The following is an 18,451-nucleotide window of genomic DNA, read 5'->3' as shown; positions in this document are numbered from 1 at the left end:
AAGATTAAGTTTGGTTCTAAATGGGGGAATTGGGAAAACTGAGAAAAGACCCGCGAAGCGGCTTAGTTCAACATTTTAATAGTGCGCATGCGTGTTTACGCAGTGCTGGAAAGCTCAGGAAAAACACTCTAATGCTCTGTTTTAAAGACATTTTCCTAGCTTACCCCATAGCAATTCAAAACATGAAATCGAGAATGCGCGTTATATCAGTTGTCCACAGCACGTTATTCTGGCTGCGATATTGGTTAGTTATTGATCTTAATACATTTTCGTTGACGCTTCTATGACAAATCGAGAAACTGAACCACATTCAGATCATGAAAACAGGCAAACAACTTGTGAAGGCAAAAATAAACTGTATATTTATACAGTTTATATAAAAATATCCACAAGGAGAGTGTGATGTCTTCCAGCCCTTTTATTAATCATCTTCGTAGCGATATGCGTATACGTAGCTACAGCATGAAAACGGATAAAGCCTACTTATACCGGATTCGTTATTTCATTCGCTTTCATCATTCGACAGGCGCACCGTATCAGTGCAAAACCAAAAGTTAACACTTCAATTCCATTTTTGGCGGGATTTTGAGAAAAAAACACTGAAAGCCCCAGTGCATCAAGCACTGAGGCGATTTGAGGAGAATTGGAGCTGAAAAGTTAACGGTCTAATTTAATGGAAACTGGAGAAAGTTAACGGTGCAATTAAATAGTTAACAGTTTAATTTATTGAACCCACAATTACTGAATTCGGAGAATTAAACCGTAAACTTTTTGTGGCCTCTCGATCAGTAAATTGGCACACAAAAATTTTTAGAAAAAGGAATTAAACCTTATACTTTTACTAAAAAGTTTACTAACGCCTTATTTTTAACCAATAATCAGAAAAAGTAATTTAACCTTATACTTTTAGCGTAAATATGCACAAAAACAGTGCGTTGCTACACTTTCATCTTATCAAGCAAGAGCTACCAATGATGTCTTAGGCACACACATACCGCGAAAGTGACATCACATATCTATCTTAGCACTTCTCCGAAAAATATCATTCTCTGTATAAATTCAGGCATATAGGTCTATCCCCTCAGAGCAATGATTAGTCTTAATCGAATGATGCCAGAGATTCGGAATCGCCTTTGGTTTAGGTAAAGAGAATTATGGACTAATCTACCAAAAGCCGTTTTTCACTTTTGTTGCTCTTGATTCCAAGAAGCTCGTGCATATTTACCATCACCTTCAGCTAGGCTTTTTCGCGCAATCAGTTGTGCTTGAAACGTAAAATCTTGAGATATTTTCACTATTAGAAGCTTATTGAAATTCCCTGCACGTTTAACCCTCACCTCATCTGTAGTCTTCTCTGGAGATATTGTTTTTATCTCGATAAAGTCATTTCCTAGCTTTCCATCAGAGCCTTTAGTGCATGGTTTATGACGCTGAATGCCATACTCAATTTCAGCATATAACTCACCTAACTCACCCCAAATCTGTAAATAACGATTGGTAAGACTATAATGAGCTTCAGCAACATGTACTAATTCCTCGAAAATCGCCTCTAATTCAGGGTTCGTTTCAGGCACATATTCACTGGAGTCATTATCTATAACTTCCCACTCATCAGAAGAGTACCCAAAATTTTCGGGGTCAAACTCATAAAGATTATAACCGCAGCCTGATGCTTCTAATATTTGATCGGCGCTATAACCTCGGTCATGCATATCATGCAAGAAATCCCACTCACTCATATTTACTCCATGTACTCAAATTAATGCCCAACCTTACGCCGAATTCCTCGACTTTTATATTGTAATGCATTGTTGTACGGTACATCTATAATACGTGCTACAGCTCCTTTAGTAGAATTAGAGAGAGTGCTAATTATGAATGCATTTCCTAAGCTCATGGCCAAAGCGGTCAAGAGTCGGACCCAATATTTCGTTGGGACAGCCTGAAATAAGCTGCGTTTCGGGGATATTTGTGTCGGGATGTAAGCTGATATGAAGAATCTCAAGGGGATATGGTTGCTCAATGAGCTTGCGAAGCATCGCCAGAAAGGTAAAAGCATATTGGTCAGGTATCTCAATGCAGGGGTAGAACTTGAAGTCATCTCTGGCAGGAACTAAACGCACAATAACATCATGATCTAACCACATGCTAATGTTCCTCTTTAAGTACCCCTAAGGTAATCAGTAATTGCTTTGATTTAGGAAGTTTTTCCATCCGCTTCAGCAGCCTACCGTGTCCTAACAGTAGGTGGCTGACTTTCGAAATTGACATGTCTTGAATGTTTTCAATCTTCAGAATGTCTAAATAAATACGCTCATCTTCCTCTGAGCAATCCAGAACTGGCGTATGATAAGCCATTTTTGGCGGTAGCAGCTCTTCAAGTCGTTCAGGAGCATATTTGTACAAGTAGAAGAATTCCTTGTTATACAATTGCTTAATGTTTTGCCGAGACCAATCTGCATGATTCTCTACCGCATGCTTGATCATATATAAAGAGCGCTCAAGCCGCCTCATCTTAGCCAAATTATGACGCCATTCAGCCAAGCCTGGAACCTTGCTAATTTCAGTCTCTACAACATGAAGTTTTAAACTTAGAAAATCAGCAATGCTTTGTCTGTGCCGACCTAAAAGCGCCAAGATTAAAAATTGTTGGTACCACTTGGGATGAGAAGAAGGTAATCGATCAATTTTGATCCCATTAAGAGCTGCAACTCTCTCTATGACTGAATGTCCGCACGCGAGCTGTTTTTTTATTTCAGCTTTAGTGAATCCGTCTACTAGCATTGAAAGTACTAAATCATCGATGTTTCTCTTTCTGTTTGCGTCTTCCTCAACTTTTAAAAAACGGCCATCATCAATCGAAATCACATGATCAAGCCATACCTGTAAAAGAAGATGATGAAACGGATGTTGAGTGAAGTTCGTACTCTCTCGAAGCAGAGGCCCAAGAAACTTGAATGTCGTAACCTTTTCAAGCCCCTTTTGCGGCTTAAAATCTTCGTAGTATTTAGATATATCTTGGCGCAATTGAGATTCGCGCACTTGATCATGGAGCGTTACAAGACCTAGTTGCTTAAGAATAGAGCGATAATACTGGATATGTTTTTCATGCTCATTGAAGGATGAGTGAGCCAAGTTGTTTATGAGCTGCATAGCTTTAAAAGCAACTATACGATTCTTACTTGCACTGCCCTTTACATTGTTTAGATCATAGGTGGGCAGCTTCAACTTTCGATCTATACCAAAATCTGAATTTTCAGTTACTAAAAGTTGAATACCATGAATCGGACAACAGTCAACACCTGGAAATTGAGGATGAATCGTATAGATTCTTAGACCTGTCACTTGTCGTACTTCATCAACACATAATGGGCAAAAATAATGTCCTGCTAGGCCCCCCAATCCAGCGTGTGCGATCAGGTTTGCATTGGTTCTTTTTGACTCTACCGCCATTGAGCGAATGTAGTCCCCTGTTGGATCAAATCCAAAGTAGGCAAATAGCGGATATAACGTGTGCTCCCTCACGATTTCGTCTAGCTTTCTTTCCCCTGCAATGTTCATTAATGAATGCGGTAGAAAAGGATGAACTCGTATTCTTCTTGTACAAAAGAGTGCTTCATACGTATCTCTTATTTGAGCGTTACCGAATCTCAGATGATAACGGCTAGCCCAGCTGAACACTGTTTCAGCTGGGTAAAAATCTAAGCGATTAATGTTTGGTGGAATGCCATTCATGATTAATCACTCCATCGAGAGTCGATAGTTTTTCACGCAGCCAAAAAATCGTTACTAACCAGTAAATTGGTGAGCGCACTCTTTGGAACGATTTTTCCTCATATAGTGTGAGCCATAATGGGTTAGAAACGTATTTATGTCCCTTTGCGTATCGCCCAATCATCTCAACAAAGAAGTTTTCTCCGAGATCTAGGTGCATACCTTTAAAAAGAGCGTTTATTCGTTCTTTATCAAAGTGATGAGTGAGTTTTCGATCAATTTTGAGCAACTCGAAAACATTTTGCTTAATGCGTGTCGCCAGGGTTAAATCGGCTTTAAAAGCTTCACAAAGCTGATATATAAATGACTGCCACTGGAGTTGCCACTCAAACTGAATGACCATCTCTTCAGCTTTCCCGAGCCATTCCTGTGGTAAGCTATAGTCATGCATATGTAGCTTCTGATGCGTAAACAAAGGGGTCTTGTGCTTGGCGCAAATCATAGCGCCAAAAAAATGATGCGATGAATGCCAATATGAAAACCCCAGTGTCTCTCTTTCTTCCTGTGCGCACTCTGCACAAAAGCGCCAACCTCGGTGCCCCGCGAATGATGTCAACTCGCTTGCTCGTAAACGCCTCTTTGCCGAAGAGACCTCTTGATCAAGAGTGATCACCCAAGGTGCTGTGGTTGTGTGCTCTAGCCAAAAATCATACTCCGATTTAGAATCATAATGTGCTCTATATCGCTGAAGGATCTTAGTGCATTGGTCACTAAAAGGAGCTTGTGCATGCAATTTCTTTCTAGCTAACTCCAAATGCTTGAACCAACGACGCTCTCCCATATTCCTCTGGCCACTCAGTAGCTTTGATCGGACTAGTCCGCTGAATACATGCTCATCCTGTTGCAGTGTTTCAAGAATCATCTTACTGCCCCCCTTCGATGGTTTGAGAGCCCGATTGATTATGCACAGCCTCTTGAAGACCTTTTTTCAACGGCTTCAGAGCCTCTTTTTCAGCTTTGCTTAGTGGTTGAGAGTTTTCAAATCGTTGTATATTGTCCAAGTGTGCTTGTGCAGCCACCCCCATGGGATTTTGCTTCTTGATCGCATCTTTTAAGCTCTTGATATACGTTTTGCTTTCGAATTTATACATCTGCTCAACGGTCATGAAATCTATCACTTGACTTGTACCTTTCACTCGAAGCTCTTGAAGTGCTGGCACTTGGTTACCGAAATGCTTTTTCATGATTGTGCCGATGAGCTCAGGTGTTAGCGTTTTGTTTCTAGGAACAATTTCTTTTAGGCAAGTCCGAAAGAGATCTAACAAAGTGGATGGAATACCAGCGCTTTGAACCCAAAATTCGTTGATGACATCGTCTACAGAAGACACTTTTATTGAACGCTCGATATCAACAAAAAACGCTTCATTGAATGCTTCCATTTCATCGTGATCTGTTATTCGAGCTAGCTCAATAATCTCACCTAAGCGGCGCTGATGTCGCATCCGATCTGAGAACAATAATATCGAATCTGTAGTGCCTACCTTGATGTGAGGAATCTTCAAGTTGTTGCTAAGGTCATCAAACAACTGAATCATGTGTTTGCGATCATGGTCAGTGGTAGAACTCAGAACCTGAACTTCATCAATGACAAACAAACCGACATGATGACGAACAAAGACTGTTCTTACTGTCTCGACCATCCGTGCAATCGTTACATTCTCTCCGTTGGCTTTTGTTACTGAATTTGCATACCCTGGAGACGGATAACCGGCGTTGATCACTAACCTATCCACCTCTTGAAGCAGTCGTTTTAATAGCTCTGAACGTGATCCGTCATGATGCATATCCACTTTAATGTAAGTAATTTGCAAGTCAATAAAGTCTGATTGTGAATGCTTTATCACTTGATCAAAACAAGAGCTCAAAATACGCTCGATAGAAGATGTTTTGCCAACCCCACTGAATGCAACCAGTGCCGCAGTCTCAGCAGTTGTTTTGCCTGAAGGGAAAGGTACTTTTTCACCCGCCGCAATTGAATACATGTAATCAATATATTTTGGATGTGTGGGCGCTAACCCCTTGTAGCCCCTACGAATTAAAAGGTGTATTTTTTCATAAAGGTCGTAATGCTCTTCTTTTACAAACCGAAATCGATCCACAGAATCAAGCAACTCTTCTAGCAATTCATAACGATCTTCAAACTCTTCAGAGTTTAGATAGAGCATCGGGTAGTGATTGCTTTGATAGAATTCTTTAGCTGTCATTTTAGGCGGCAAAACATCAAGTAAGTGGTTCTTCAAGTCGGTACGATTTTCTTGATTCTCAGCATTAGCGAAATTTCTATTCATAATTATCTCCTATCCATCCAAGGTGTTTTCTTAGTAGAGTCGTTATTTTTATTGTTATCCCCACTATCCTGGTCGGACAGAGAAGTATCATTCGGTTCTCTTTCAAGCGGTGCGTCAGTCAAACTATTTTCAAGTTTTCGATTCTCTCTAACTTTTTGAGCAGTTGAGCTAATTCGTGCTGACTGTTTTAACTGCTGCTTTGATTGGTTTATTACAGCTTCCACATTCGCGTACAAACTAGCTTGCGAGTTCGCTTCTTCTTGATGAGCCTCTTCTTCATTCAGAGTAAGTAGCGCATCAAGTTCATCTCTTTCAATGTGATTCATACCCTCATAGCGATGGTATTTCTGATCGATGAAGGCTTCATATTGCTCGCCTTTACAGTCAATCCAGATGCTACTAATGTCATTAGGATCATATCGACATGAAAGAATTTTTGAACGTGAAGCACCCTTATGCGGGCGGTCTTGAAGCCCCATTAATCGAATAGCTGGGCAGTTATAGAAAAGTTTTTGGCTTTGTCCCTTAAGAAATATTCCTTTCTGTTGGACTGAGACTTCTCCTTGAGGTAAGAGCGCTAATCGAAGTTCTCGATCATCTAAAAGAGGAAGCATCCGTGACTTCATATTGTTCACCGACCAAGTCACTATGTCAGCAGGGGTACGCTTAACACCATCCAGAATGGCTTCTTTCTCTAGATGAAAGTGCCCGTTAATCGCTTTAGTATTATGATGAACGCATACACGCATAATCTCTCTATAAAGCTGAGTTTTGGTTAAAAGTGCATGTTTACGCGCTTCATTACTTCTTTGTTGAGATTGGCTCTCACCTCTATGTCCTGGCGAAAGGTGTGGAAGTGCTCCTTTTAGCTTATTGAACACACTTTCAACAAAAGGTTTGTCATTTCCTGAGCCTGGCTTCCCAAAATCCACTCGAACACCAAGAGAGTTCAAAATAGGCTCAGATAATGTGTTGTTAAATTCAGCATTATCGACAGCAATCGTCTCAGGAGGCCCCAGCTGAATCCAGTCTGAAAGAAAATCAGCACAACCAATCGACTCTAGCCAACCTTTACGGTCTCTCAGACATTGATAAATAGCATTGCTCATTTCATAAACTGAAGGGTTACCGAACGTTAGGTAGAAACCGACTATATATCGGCTGTAGACATCGATGATGACATATAAAGTTGGCTTCCCTAGTGATAAGCAGGGGATAAGCTCTGACAAAATCTCTTCATCGAAAGGGGTTTCATCAATTTCATATCGTTGGCCAGGGCCAGTTACATTCACATATGCATTACCAACACGACCATTAAGATCGCTATGCCGCTTTGAATGTGGGACAATCTTATTTCTTAATGCAACTAATCCATCGCCATAGGTCTGTTCTAACCAATACTTAAACTGCCAAAAACTTGGTCGTTCGTTTTCTGGCTTTAAATGAATCTCTTTTTCATTGCCTGAAATAGATGCTTGCCTATTATCTAGTAGCACTATTTTTTCCGCATACTTTTTCGGAAGCATTCGATCATAAGCAGATTTGAAAGTTCTCGCTGCCCCCTTACCACCTTTTTCCATCAGCGCGATAGCAAACTTAAAGTTTTCAATATCAGTCGCGTCAATGATCTTTCGTGTGTCTATCCCAGTCACCTTTGATCGCTTACTTGGCCGACCTTGTGGTTTGGTTAAAACTCGTCCTGATTGAACAGAGTTAGCGTACTCCCCGACACCAAATCCAAGCGCAGCAAACTTTCTTCCAGAGTATAAATATGCCCATAGATAGCGATAAATCGTTGCTTTAGTTAGATTGTTTTCATTAGCAACTTTTGTGATAGCTCCTTCTCGATACGATCTGTATAAAACGTTATCTAAGTCATTTACTAAAGACTCTATGATCTTAAATCTCAAAGATGCCTTTGCTTTTTGATTATCACTCAATTGATCAAAAAGCGTTTTAGACTGAGTCGATTGAAATGTTTCACCCTTCAGAAGTTCTGAAGACTCCACTGCATCAATAAGATCAACTATCTCAACCCGTATTGGCTTTTTGAGTGTTCCTCTGATGTTCATGAGAAATGCATGACCACGTTTTTCATTAATATGAACAACGATCATCGGCTCTTTTAGTTCACGCTGACTAGCATATACAGTGTCATGTTCATCAGCTAAGAAGAATGAATCATAAAGTTTTATCGGCGCTAAAAGCGTAATCGGCTTAGCATTCTGCTCTAGCTGTGAACTTAGAACATTACTCATAAGCTTTTCACTCCTAGCTTCTGAGCAGTACGCTCTAGTCGTAATCGCTCATCCCAGTTCATCTTGAGATCGTTGCACCAAAGTGCGTGCTTGAAGAAGTGAAGAGATAAATCCGGCTTAATTCCAACTGAATAAGCTACATTTTTCAGAATATCTCCCATACGCATGTCCGAATGAAAAAGAATCTCGCCGCGAAATGTGTTCAGCCACTCGGGGTATACACGTTCGGTAAAAGGTTGCAAGCAGCGATGTACGTAAAGCCCCTCCAGGGTCTCGCTGTAAACTGTGCGCAGTTGATCACTATCTAAAACCTTGAATTCGATATCATTCAACAGTGCAAAAGCTTCTTGTAACTTCAGCTTTTCTTGAACACGATCTGTCAGCAATTCACTTGTAGGCTTAACGGCTATGGCCAGCCAAGAGCCATAACGAAGGTCTTTATGATCGTTAGATGAGTCCAATTTAACTAAGAAATCAAAAGACTCGTAACCCAATTTTGCGCTGCGCTTTGCCCTAGGATGGTTTATTCCAAGTTCAGAACAAATTTCGATTGTGTATTCAATAGGAAGCGCCCATTGTTCATAAACATCCATTACATGTTGTTGTTTAATAATATTTAAGTAAGCCCAAATTTCATTGATAGATAATGTATGAATCAATCGATTACGATCATCTTTATGCGGTGTTTTAGAACGATTACCGGATGAACGAGTAAAATCTGTTGTTCTTATAAATGGGACATAATCAAGATCAATATTCTCAAATGATCTTCTATGTATGTCATACCTCCTTTTCTGTTTTTCATCTATCAAGATACTCATCTTAGTCTCAACCTTAACAATAAACTGGATTAATACTGAGAATGATAGACATAGATAAGAATATTTCAAGAGAAAGATATAATCAAAAACCCAAAAACATCATGATACTATACGCTAAAAAAGCCATATAAAAACCTCAAACACATATATTAAATAATATAAATTTTTTCAATTAAATTTTTTATATAACCATTAAAATTCAATAACTTAAACTTTTATATATTTTGCATTTTTTTGAGTTACATAATAAATTTGTCATATAAATTTATGACAAAATAAATAAAAAACTCCCTAACCATATAACATTAGACCTCTTTGGGAATGCACTTTTATTTACATTTCTTTACAATTTTAATTTTAAAATTAGCCTTAACACCTTCCCTTGAGCCCCTGTTTAAGCTGGCTCTCCGGAAAATTGACTCGAAAAGTAGGCGCGTTAATGAGCTTGCTTCATGACTACAACGTTTATGGGGCGCTTTTTGAAAAACTGATACTGTATGAATGATCTGGCGATTCAAACACGCTCGACGAGATTACCTAAAAGCAGCTATGCAGTGGCCTAGAAAAGCACACAGAAACAAAAGATAAGAAAGTCGATTGGTTTGTAGCTGAGATGCCTAGTAAGATACGTGCATTGAAAAATGCACCCTCGCCTCAACAAGCAGCTGATCCGAGCGGAATACTTAAAGGCTAGTATCAGAGCGAAGATTCTATGAATTACTTCAAGCCGTACTTCAAAGCCACCCTTTGGAAACGCGCTTTGTACTGCTCCTGATTCTTCGGGGGCAACCATTCATCAAGACCTTTAGCGCCTTTCTGTCTGTACAATGAAGCTTCTACAGCAACGAGATTGACAGGAGCATTTGCAAACTCTTTACGCTTAGCTTTGCTCCAAAACATAGCGCCATGCTCCCAAGCCCATTTCAGAGGCACAACATGGTCTATATCCAACTTGGATGCATCAAAGATAACCTCTCCTGAGTACATCGAGATCCAACGACCAAAATTAACCATCAACTTATTTTTTTTTTATTCTAAGCTTGATTGATTCCAAAATTTTTTTTCTTTGGCCCCTTCGGGATATTAACGATTTCATGTGATTTGCTCAGGAAAGTTAATTTTTCATTTTCGATCTGATTTGAAGTGTCTATCAAAAAATTGTTTTGCTCTTCCATAAATGACTAAGAAACGCTGCAAAAGATCAAATCAACTTGATATTTTTTGAGTTGGCCCCTTCGGGGTACAGAAGACTGTAATGCTAGATGAAAAGCTAAGCTTGTTGGTGAAAAGTCTTTAAGAAGCATATTGAGAAGTCAATTTTTTACTCGTCTTCGACAAGTAAAAATTTTTGTTCTCAATATTATGTAGTTAGGACCTTTTTTTAAAAACGTACAGTAAATAAATTTAAAAAACACCAATTTACTCATTTATTGCTATAATCACAACTTTAAGCAAAAAATAGTCACGATTTAACCTAAAATCAACTCACTCAAAAAATCTTCTATAATTTGGACTCGATCTATCAGCTTTCAAGTTGTTTTTTACTGAGCGAGATCGCTGCACACCTAATTGCGTTTATTTCTTCTATAGAGATCTTTTCAACTTTGATCATTACCCTTTTGTAATTGCGATTTCAATTCAAAGACTTTCAAAGCATGAGAAAACGACAAGGATCTAGCTTAAAATCAGCAGGAATAGCGAAAAGTTGGGAAGAGCATGGCTCTTGCAATTCAAACCGAACACAAGAGCCTAAGATGCAGCGTTAGTCATCGTCCTTGGTCATTTGACGATGCATTAATGCAACTAACTCTCTTGTGTTAACAGCATTATCAACAGTGGCTTTCGTGACTTGAGCACCCATGATCGCAGCTTTTATTTCCTCTAGGTTTGTACCGCATGAACCACATTGGTACGCCCCTTGAACATTGATCATTCCACAACCTGGGCACTGCTTTCCTTTCTTCATAAAATTCCCTTAATAAGAGTAGTGATAGAAATACCACTATAAATTCCAAAAATTAAAATTCGATAACATATCTAGCCTACGCACCAACACTTGAGCCACGTCAAAGTAAACTAAGTGATTAGTTTCTAGACTGAAGCTTCATTACAAGTGTTCACGGAGGAACCAGATGAATCGATTAGATGAACTTCTTCAGCTTCTGAAGATAATTGAAATACGAGATATAGCGGAAGCGCCACCTGATGATCAACCAGCATTAGTTGAATACATTGAGGGCCTACAAGATCAATTGATCGCCATTGGAAAACAGTCCGAGTCAAAACGTAACAGCCTACAAATATCTCAGTAACAATTAGGCCTAATGGCACTCTTGAAAAGCTATTAGGCCTAGATCTCTTAACTTAACGACGGTAAATCAGTACACTCTTTCACCATCACTTATCGACAATTTTGAGTTTACAGATGCAAATCATGAAGACGTTGATGTCAGCCTTACTGCTAATAGGCCTTTCTCATCCTGCATTAGCAGATCAACCTATCAAAAAATCCAAGTCCTCTATCTGTCACCGCCCTAATACTGAGTACTACTCAAAAACCAAAAACTTTAAGGCCTATGACACTATCGAAGCTTGTTTAGCAAGTGGTGGCAGATTGCCTAAAGGGCAAACCCTAAATGTGCCTCACACTCCAGCACGTTCTTCTATTGCCAGCGATGGCCAAACGACGAAATACAGCCGAAGCCAATTTGGTAGCGGCTGGGACGATGCTGACAGAGATTGTCAAAATACACGACAAGAAGTACTTATTTCGATGTCTACTAACCCTGTACGATTCGCAGATGACAAACAATGTCGAGTCACTTTTGGGCGCTGGATCTCAATGTACTCTGGAAATTTGATCTTTGATGCCTCACAGGTGGATATAGACCATATAGTGCCATTGAAATGGGCGTGGGAGCATGGAGCGAAATCTTGGAGTAAATCCAAACGAGAGCAATTTGCTAACGATCCAATCAATCTAGTAGCCGTTGAAGCGTCACTGAATCGACAGAAAGGAGCTAAAGGGTTAGATAAGTGGCTCCCACCTAAGAACCAAGATCAGTACAAAGCAAGGTTTATGCGTATATTAACGAAGTATGACCTTGAAAGGTAATGAACAGAAGCATGTACCTTGTAAATACAATTGTGTGAACCTGACGTTTTGCTAAATAACTGAATTTGCTGATTTCAACCTAATAAAAAAAACAAGCTATTGAGGTAAATTTCTACCATCTTACTTAACTTGAATAGATACTCTTCATGGAATTGAATACAAACCTACTTGGACGTATTTTCGGAACAAAAAGCATTGAAGCAGGCTTAGATATAGAGGTTGAGAACGAACTGAAAATGCTTTGTAGCCTTCACGGAATTGGTGTGTTATTGCTCAATACAGAATCACTATTTGATAGCCAGATCTCGATCCCTGCCCAAGAACGCAGCAATGTTGACTGGCAGTATGCAAATCGCATTGTGACTGAAAACAGAGACTTTCATCAGTATATTGAGCAAGTTGGAATTTATAACCAGACAGGCAAACTGATTAAGAGTACTTGGAACAAGTAGTTTGATTAAACAACAAAAAGGGACTTTAAATATGTATGAAAGCCTGCTGCTAAACGTTAGTAAATACGCTGCTAGCGATAAAACCTCACCGATTGAAAACTTTGTCACCGAAGCATTTGCTTGGCTTTTGAAAAACGACGAAGAAGCTCGAAATGCTATCTTAAAATTAGTTCGCTCAAAAGGCAGTAAGCAGGACATTGATCGATCAAACTCATCTGATGACTTCGATATATCTACTCAGATGAATTTCAATGGTAAATACCCTGACATGGTTTGGCAGGACAACGCGAATGCTTGGACACTGATTTTTGAGCATAAGGTTTGGTCTGAACTTCATCACAACCAGCTTAATAACTATCGAGAATACGCCGAAACACACTTTCCTCGTTATGAGTTGGTTTTGATTACAGCTAGGTCAACACAGCACCGCCAAGATCCTGATGTTGCACTTTGCTGGTATGATATCGCGGAGAGCCTGCGACAGTTAAAAGGTGAATCAGAAAAAGCGGCTTGGTTGCGCGATGAATTTATTGCATTACTTGAAGGTAACGGTCTGCTTAATATTACACCGATAGATCCACTCTCTTTGCATTACTACAAAGCCGCAAAAAAAATAGATGAGCAGTTACTCAATATCTGTCAGGAAGTCACTAATGAGAAGTGGCCTTTAGAAGACAGTTTAGGGTTTAAAAAGCAAACTAGCCTACGTAAGAAAGAAGGACGTGTTGGCTTCTATATTTCTCAACATTTAGGTAATGACAAACTAGCATGGCGGCCAGGTATCTTTTCAGGATTCTTGTTGGAAGGCTGGGATCTTATAGCTGATGACTTGCTCGAAAAGGGGCCTGTTGCTTGCCTCATCTTTTCCTTTGATAAAGCACTTCATAGCATTTCGAAGACCTCTTCTATTTATAAAGATTTAGTTAATGAGCTTGAGTCTAATGACGAAATAGCTCAATTGTGGACAGTGCATGACAGAAGCCTTAGGGCGAAATTTAATCCATGGCATCCTCTTATTATTACGGCAAACTTAAGTGATTTATTTGAGACGTGTAATTCAATAGATCAGCAAATACAACGCTACAGTGATGAAATAGAAAGGCTACAAAGGGTGCTTATTAGCTGCCCAGCTTTTGCTCGTCTCTGTGAGTCTTTGAAACTCCCAATCCATGAAACTGATTAGAGAGTTCTTGTGAGATTAAAGCTCATATAGAGTCATTCATTGTAAATGGTCCATCTCAAGATATAAAGGTAGCGAGTTGATGATTGTTAGCATTATGTAATTGGTAAGGTAGGAAGAACTGCCAACTCTTCTGACCCTCCTCCTGTCATCATATTGTAATGACCAATCTGGCCTGCTTTTTCAAATACACTACGGAAAACTCTAAGATATGCCTCGTTTGTTTGATCTCCATGATTAATATAAAGATCGTCATGTATTGAGTGAGAGCCATCATTTACCCAAGAAAAAAGGGACTGACAAATCAACTTTTCTCGACCATCAAAATGAGCACAAATTTCCTCTTTACCCATTCCTCCCCACATAGTGAAGTAGTTTTCCAATATACGACGCAATGTATTTTGAAGGTTGATACTTGAAATATTGACTGACTGAACATCATCCCATAACAACTCATAAGCTGAGCGAATAGGATTCTGAGAGCAACGTACTACAGCCGAACCATTCTGTTGTTTCTTAACTAACCAGAAAGATTCTTCACTTAGCGTATTGTCAGGCGACCTAGTTCTATTAAAACTTATTTCCTTATGGAAATAGACATTATGCGTCAATACAAATACTTGCTTGATTTGAGAACTTTGGCTTCTTGTTTCTTCCATCACACTTTTAATAAGGCTACTGACAATGTAAAGAATGTCGCTGTCTAACGATGATATGGGGTCATCAAACACAACGATCCGATTGGTTGTAATACCTGCGGGAGATTGAGCGCCTTTGATTAGGTAATAGAAGTACAAAAACGTAATAAAGGTTTTTTCACCTTCGCTCAGCGAACGGCTTGCATCCTCTCCGTTAGTACGGATTATCCGATAGTAGCGGCCGTCATCCGTTCTCCCAATTGAGAAGGAAGTAAAACCAAACTTCTGAAGTAAATCGTTAATAGCGGCAATGGTTGGCTGAATGGAAGTTGTTTGCCTTTCAAGTTCTTTAACTTGGTTTTTAAATTCATGAAGCTGAACACCCTTGTCTTGTAGGCTTTTCTTCATACCCTGAATGACACTTTTCAAACGACTCTTATTTTTCTGATACTGCTGCAAATCAACTGCCAACTCATTCAACACGTAACACCAAACATTATCTGTCAATATCCGCTTTTCAGTCGCAATATTTGCTACGGTCTGGTTATGTTCTTTGGTTGCTTCATTTGCCTCAGCTAATAAGGACTGCAACTGAGTTACCAAAGGGCCTATCAACTCCAGTTCGAATTTCCTACTAGGCTCATCAACTTTCTTAGTTAATATTATCTGATTACTTTTCAATCTTTCTGCTAGAGCTTGAGCTTCTGCGTTAAACAAATCCATATGTAAAAAAGGATTACGAGTGTCTATACAGCGCTGAATTGTAGCCAACAAACTTTCGCTTGCTTTCCCGTAGCTTACTTGTAGCTCTCTTAAAGCTTGAACGTCATTGTCATAAGCTTCGCTAAAAAATTCTATGAGGTCATCCGCAAATTTTTTGTCTGTTGACTGTTGACAGAAAGGGCAGATGTCAGGTTCTTGCTCATGATATTGACGCCCCTGCTTGACCCAGTCGCTATTTCCAAGGCGATTGATAAGTGCAGCAATATCCACATCTGGATTACCGACAATCACTTTTTGTAATAGCGTATTTCCTTCAGCGGCAACAAGCTCATTTGCGGAGAACGCTTGAATCGGTTCGACTCGATCAAGATTTTTTGCGAAAACAGTTTGAGCTTTTTCTTTTAATTCTTCTAGAGGCAGAAGCGCCGCTGTGTTGGATAACTGTTCTTCCAGTACTTTTTCTTTAAACCTCTCAGCACTATTGCGAACACCAGTAAATGCAGCTTGAAAATAGTCATCGTGGAGCTGTTTCTGCTTCCAGCATTTATCCCTTAATACAGGTTCTAAATCCGAAAGCTCCTGTCGTTTTCCTGATTGACCATCTTCTCCATCCAATTGAACATTAAGGCTTGAAATTTTGCCATTCACTTTATCAATTTCTGGACGTAAACGAGCAATTTCGCGTTCAGCCTCGACCTGATTCTCACCTAATGTAAAAACACCTTGCAAAGGGCCATCTTGGTTAAAATTGCGATCAACAAAATCTCGGTTGTACACCACGCGTTCAAGCTCACTACCTCCTTGCCACACTAGTTGGCATTGTTCGTATCCTTGTTCACCGGCAATCACCCGACTAATGGTCGTTTTGCCCGTACCATTCGCGCCAAAGATATAGTTAATTCGGCGGAGGTCATTGAGACTTGCGAAACTGTAATAGGTCGCTACTGGTGGATTAATTTGGATTTCGTTAATCATACTCTTTCCTTAGAGTTGTCCTTGGAAGGCTTTTTGACTTAATGATTCAAGTACAGGGGTTTCAGTAGACAACTCAGCCTTTTCCCCAATACTGAATTGACCAGACTTCTCTAAGCACCAGATAAGATAAATTCACCACCTTCTTCTCCTTGCTCTTTTACAAAGTTCCATTTTTCGATGAACGGTGAAAAATCAATCTGTTCTAGTGCACAAAATAATTTTTGATACCAAAATACCCATTCTTTTCGTTTTAGCGTACCAATAGTGGGAGGGCGAGCTTCATCACTTATTCTACTTGCCAGATGAGCAGAATCTCTTGGGCATATTTCATCCTCTATAATAGCTTCTAAAGAGCGAAATTGACCTTCAACACGGCTGCGAATCTCGTAGATCTCATCCCATGTATCGAGCTTGCCTAATATTGAGTCATCCTGTGTGTTCCAATTCACCTTTATGATCGGCTCAGGGTCACGAAGGTTACCGATTTCAATGTCTATATAACCCTTAGCTTCCTCAACATAGGGATAAAAGGCTAAGCGTTCTGTGCCATTACTATGCTTAAAAAGATCTTTTGCCTTTTTGGCATCTTGATTACATACATCACACAAAGGTACGAGATTATCTGGATGGACTGCAAATATTGGGTATTTAGATTTGCATAGCTGATGATCGTAATCTGCTCGCCATTGATCGCCTTCTGGTACTCCTGCTCTGAAAGTTGCTAGCTCTTTCATTCCGCACGCTTTACAAATATTGCCATTTACATTCAGAGCACGGTAAGCATTAAAATGACCTGTAATATTGAGGCCAGCGGATGCTCTGATAAAAGGAGCTAAATCTTTGGTTGAACAATATAGATGGGTACACAATGATTTAAGTTTTTCCTGACAAGGTTGACTCATAAAGTCAAACAGGTTTCTTTGCGGATTTTCAAAGAATAATTCAAGATCTTGATTACTTGTCATCACCTCAAATAATTGCAGTTTTGTATCATTAGCATCCGCTTGTAAAGCATTGAAAAGCCCTTCATATTTCTCACGAGTCGGAACGTTATCCCAGCAAGCATCCCCAATATTCTCATGTGTAAAAAGTGCTCGATCAAACGTATCAGATGCAACAGATTGCTCCAAAAAATATAAAAGCTCTTCATTAAGTAGCCTAAACACTTCAAACCTAGGCGTATTAGCAGCTAAACGAAATAACATTACCGACTTAATTTCCTTATTAAATATGCTTTTTCGGCTGAAAGACCAAGGTTTGCTTCAATCCATTCTCTGGAATGATCATCCCCATGTTTTAACTGTTCACGAATTTCATCGATTACACTTTGCGAAATTAGCGAGCGCAGATCAAATAGGTCTTTAATTAAGACATCAAAAGAAGCACCGTAGGTTTCACTCTGTACCACTTCCATCTCGATTCGGCCATCTCCATCTCTAATAAACTGAAAGACATTATTTCGCTTCAAGCGATGAGATCATAAAAGGAGAGTGTGTAGAAATAAGTAATTGAGATTTTTCATTGCTAACACCTACAGCACTTTCGACGAAAGAATAGAAGTGTGTTCGCCATGATGGATTAAGGTGCGTCTCAGGCTCGTCAAATAAGAATAAAGTCTGCTTTGAACTGAATATTTTTGCGGTAGCGAGAATCTCTATTAATTGAGCCTCTCCATCAGAAAGGTCATCCAGGCATACACTCTTTCCACTGCCATCTGACAATATAAGCTCAGTTATTGATAAAGGTAATCTTGTCTTTAACGGCTTTTTAATCGTCCCATAAAAATTATCCTTTAACAACTGTACCCTTGAGGAATATTGCCAATTTTTCACCCCAAGCTGTTGTAGCTTATAGAGTCTATTAAATAATGCCATAGGATCATTATAGTTAGCTTCTCTTAAGCTTGAGGCTACCTCTGCATTTGTTAAGTCAAGAGTAATGATGCCAGATAGATATTCAAAACCATAAATTTCGAACTGTTTATCTGTTGCAGGTCTTCCAATAGGAGTAAAACTATTATCTCCAGCAATACGCATTAACAACCTTACATCTCTAATCGAATCCTCTTCTGTTACGCCTCTTCGAAAGTCGAACTGAAAGCTTATCCTTTTAGGGTATTTGTATGTTGTTTGAGACAAAATAGCGCCACGAATTAAATACGGAGCTAGCTCAAATGACTGCTGACAATCCCCTCTACTGAGTAACGAAAAAAGTTTCGGGATAACTC

General features: G+C 39.4%; 18 protein-coding genes and 1 pseudogene. 6 read left to right on the top strand and 13 right to left on the bottom strand.

Annotation, left to right across the window (positions count from 1 at the left end; genetic code table 11):
- Positions 1 to 402 precede the first annotated feature (402 nt).
- A complete protein-coding gene (locus AYW76_RS19145) occupies positions 403 to 558 on the top strand; it encodes a phage integrase N-terminal SAM-like domain-containing protein (protein ID WP_156489096.1) in 156 nt (51 codons plus the stop codon).
- A 623-nt stretch (positions 559 to 1,181) separates the two neighbouring features.
- On the opposite strand, the gene AYW76_RS15670 is transcribed toward AYW76_RS19145, so the two are convergent.
- The 7 genes from AYW76_RS15670 to AYW76_RS15640 all read right to left on the bottom strand — a co-directional run bounded on the left by AYW76_RS15670 (position 1,182) and on the right by AYW76_RS15640 (position 9,141).
- Complete coding sequence (locus AYW76_RS15670) at positions 1,182 to 1,739, bottom strand: hypothetical protein (RefSeq protein WP_067222796.1); 558 nt, start codon at positions 1,737 to 1,739, stop codon at positions 1,182 to 1,184.
- Positions 1,740 to 1,868: 129 nt separating this feature from the next.
- Positions 1,869 to 2,147, bottom strand: coding sequence for a hypothetical protein (locus AYW76_RS15665; RefSeq protein ID WP_067222793.1), 279 nt, complete (start codon positions 2,145 to 2,147; stop codon positions 1,869 to 1,871).
- Between the two features lies 1 nt (position 2,148).
- The gene (locus tag AYW76_RS15660) at positions 2,149 to 3,735 is read right to left on the bottom strand and encodes a TnsD family Tn7-like transposition protein (RefSeq protein WP_067222791.1); all 1,587 of its coding nucleotides are present in this window, start codon (positions 3,733 to 3,735) and stop codon (positions 2,149 to 2,151) included.
- Positions 3,710 to 4,636, bottom strand: a complete 927-nt coding sequence (locus AYW76_RS15655; protein WP_067222789.1) for a TniQ family protein — start codon at positions 4,634 to 4,636, stop codon at positions 3,710 to 3,712. Before AYW76_RS15655 ends, AYW76_RS15660 begins: the two co-directional genes overlap by 26 nt.
- A gap of 1 nt (position 4,637) precedes the next feature.
- Positions 4,638 to 6,062, bottom strand: a complete 1,425-nt coding sequence (locus AYW76_RS15650) for an ATP-binding protein (RefSeq protein ID WP_067222786.1) — start codon at positions 6,060 to 6,062, stop codon at positions 4,638 to 4,640.
- A gap of 2 nt (positions 6,063 to 6,064) precedes the next feature.
- Entirely contained in the window at positions 6,065 to 8,320 is a 2,256-nt protein-coding gene (locus AYW76_RS15645) for a Mu transposase C-terminal domain-containing protein (RefSeq protein ID WP_067222782.1), read from the bottom strand.
- Entirely contained in the window at positions 8,317 to 9,141 is an 825-nt protein-coding gene (locus tag AYW76_RS15640; protein WP_082866263.1) for a TnsA endonuclease N-terminal domain-containing protein, read from the bottom strand. The genes AYW76_RS15645 and AYW76_RS15640 overlap by 4 nt, the downstream gene beginning before the upstream one ends.
- Before the next feature lie 556 nt (positions 9,142 to 9,697).
- On the opposite strand from AYW76_RS15640, the pseudogene AYW76_RS19410 reads away from it, so the two are divergent.
- Positions 9,698 to 9,851: pseudogene (locus AYW76_RS19410) on the top strand (IS5/IS1182 family transposase); the annotation flags it as partial.
- A gap of 7 nt (positions 9,852 to 9,858) precedes the next feature.
- On the opposite strand, the gene AYW76_RS15635 reads toward AYW76_RS19410, so the two are convergent.
- Both AYW76_RS15635 and AYW76_RS15630 read right to left on the bottom strand, forming a co-directional pair.
- The gene (locus AYW76_RS15635; RefSeq protein WP_067222775.1) at positions 9,859 to 10,155 is read right to left on the bottom strand and encodes an HNH endonuclease family protein; all 297 of its coding nucleotides are present in this window, start codon (positions 10,153 to 10,155) and stop codon (positions 9,859 to 9,861) included.
- Between the two features lie 748 nt (positions 10,156 to 10,903).
- On the bottom strand, positions 10,904 to 11,107 hold the full coding sequence (locus tag AYW76_RS15630) for a hypothetical protein (protein WP_067222772.1): 204 nt from the start codon (positions 11,105 to 11,107) through the stop codon (positions 10,904 to 10,906).
- A gap of 166 nt (positions 11,108 to 11,273) precedes the next feature.
- Between AYW76_RS15630 and AYW76_RS15625 the strand changes: the two genes are divergently transcribed.
- From AYW76_RS15625 to AYW76_RS15610, 4 genes are all read left to right on the top strand, one after another.
- A complete protein-coding gene (locus tag AYW76_RS15625) occupies positions 11,274 to 11,453 on the top strand; it encodes a hypothetical protein (RefSeq protein ID WP_067222770.1) in 180 nt (59 codons plus the stop codon).
- Positions 11,454 to 11,566: 113 nt separating this feature from the next.
- A complete protein-coding gene (locus AYW76_RS15620; RefSeq protein WP_067222767.1) occupies positions 11,567 to 12,256 on the top strand; it encodes an HNH endonuclease family protein in 690 nt (229 codons plus the stop codon).
- A 146-nt stretch (positions 12,257 to 12,402) separates the two neighbouring features.
- Positions 12,403 to 12,708, top strand: coding sequence for a hypothetical protein (locus AYW76_RS15615; RefSeq protein ID WP_067222765.1), 306 nt, complete (start codon positions 12,403 to 12,405; stop codon positions 12,706 to 12,708).
- A gap of 1 nt (position 12,709) precedes the next feature.
- Positions 12,710 to 13,891, top strand: coding sequence for a P-loop NTPase family protein (locus AYW76_RS15610; protein ID WP_082866262.1), 1,182 nt, complete (start codon positions 12,710 to 12,712; stop codon positions 13,889 to 13,891).
- Positions 13,892 to 13,983: 92 nt separating this feature from the next.
- On the opposite strand, the gene AYW76_RS15605 is transcribed toward AYW76_RS15610, so the two are convergent.
- From AYW76_RS15605 to AYW76_RS15590, 4 genes are all read right to left on the bottom strand, one after another.
- Positions 13,984 to 16,224, bottom strand: a complete 2,241-nt coding sequence (locus AYW76_RS15605; protein ID WP_067222762.1) for an AAA family ATPase — start codon at positions 16,222 to 16,224, stop codon at positions 13,984 to 13,986.
- Between the two features lie 110 nt (positions 16,225 to 16,334).
- Positions 16,335 to 17,429: a hypothetical protein gene (locus tag AYW76_RS15600; protein ID WP_067222758.1), complete on the bottom strand. Its 1,095-nt coding sequence runs from the start codon at positions 17,427 to 17,429 to the stop codon at positions 16,335 to 16,337.
- The gene (locus AYW76_RS19230) at positions 17,429 to 17,638 is read right to left on the bottom strand and encodes a hypothetical protein (RefSeq protein WP_067222754.1); all 210 of its coding nucleotides are present in this window, start codon (positions 17,636 to 17,638) and stop codon (positions 17,429 to 17,431) included. The genes AYW76_RS15600 and AYW76_RS19230 overlap by 1 nt, the downstream gene beginning before the upstream one ends.
- Before the next feature lie 40 nt (positions 17,639 to 17,678).
- Positions 17,679 to 18,260 carry an AAA family ATPase gene (locus tag AYW76_RS15590; protein WP_067222751.1) on the bottom strand — a complete coding sequence of 194 codons (582 nt, stop codon included), beginning with the start codon at positions 18,258 to 18,260 and terminating at the stop codon, positions 17,679 to 17,681.
- Positions 18,261 to 18,451: the final 191 nt, after the last annotated feature.

Source organism: Marinomonas gallaica, assembly GCF_001639745.1.
GTDB classification, from domain to species: Bacteria; Pseudomonadota; Gammaproteobacteria; order Pseudomonadales; family Marinomonadaceae; genus Marinomonas; species Marinomonas gallaica.
This window is presented reverse-complemented; position numbering and strand designations above follow the sequence as displayed.